This is a genomic window from Streptomyces sp. NPDC002130, from assembly GCF_040296465.1.
In the GTDB taxonomy this organism is placed as follows: Bacteria; Actinomycetota; Actinomycetes; order Streptomycetales; family Streptomycetaceae; genus Streptomyces.
The window spans coordinates 1-1,096 of record NZ_JBEOXI010001181.1 but is presented as its reverse complement, the minus strand read 5'-3'; the positions used below and the strand labels follow the sequence as shown (position 1 = coordinate 1,096).

Genomic DNA, 1,096 nt, shown 5'->3' with positions numbered 1-1,096 from the left:
GGCCCCCGACGATGTAGAACTGGCCGATCCGCAGGATCTGGATCTTCAGTACGTTCGGTACCCATCCGCCCGGTGGCAACAGGCCGACCGGAACGACTACGAGCTTGGGGGCCTGTGCATCCTGAAGCCATTGAGGCACAGGGGCATCCATGCCGCCCAGTGCGTCGATCATGGGGTTCCTGGTGCCCTCGGGGAAGATCGGAATTGCCGGTCCGTCCTCGACGCTTCCGGCGCTCATCGCCGCGCCGATCGCTGCCGGCGCGGTGCGATGCTCGCGCCCATCCGGAGTGAATCTCCCACTCACCACCTGATTTGCCATGTCCAGGTACATGATCCGACTGTCGACGCCACCGGTGACGGTTTCGGACGCCGCGTGGAAGGCAGTTTGAGCCGCCGCGACCTGGCGCAGTCCGATGATGCGTGCGTTCTCGAATTCGTCGTCGGTCGGTCCACGTCCGGGTTCGAGGAAGAGGTTGGGTGACATGTCGCCGCTGTTGGTCTGCGGAAATGCGGCGATGAAGCTGGTGTCGCCGTCGAGGTAGCGCACGCCCTGGTCGTCGTGCTCCCAGAAGTACGCCGCGGCGCCCTTGTTGTCGCCGGAGATGAGATGGTTCTCGTTCGTGAGCGAGGCGCAGTGGGTGGCGAACCAGTTGATCGCCCCGATGTCTTTGCTGCCCCGGCTGATTCGCATGACCCGCATGTGGTGATCGTTGCCGCCGGGGTAGTAGGCCTTGTCCTCTTCGGGATTGAGATCGAACGCCACTCGTGATCGGTTGACGCTCGCGTCGGTGAGATCGGACCGGCCGAAACGTACCGTGCCGGGCGCCAGGTTCTCGTGGGCAGCGCTGATCGCCTCGACCATGCCGTTGACCTCGGCTTCGAACACTTGCAATTCGAAGCCGAGAACTGCGAGGTTGTAGGCGTAGTTGTGCGAGGCCCCACCACATGCCGCGTGTGAATGGATGGCCGTCAACATGACGTTGCGTTCGGTGTAGATATCGCCGAATTTCCCAGCCAGCCGGCGTAGGACCTCGTCGTGAACGGACTGGAAGATCATGCAGTTGTCGACGCACACGTAGGCGACCCGCGACCCGCC

1 protein-coding gene is annotated in these 1,096 nt (G+C 63.3%); it reads right to left on the bottom strand.

Annotated features, from left to right (window positions below; translation table 11 throughout):
- On the bottom strand, positions 1-1,057 hold a 1,057-nt coding region (locus tag ABT116_RS49465), incomplete at its 3' end, for a neutral/alkaline non-lysosomal ceramidase N-terminal domain-containing protein (RefSeq protein ID WP_351648240.1).
- Between the last annotated feature and the right edge of the window lie 39 nt (positions 1,058-1,096).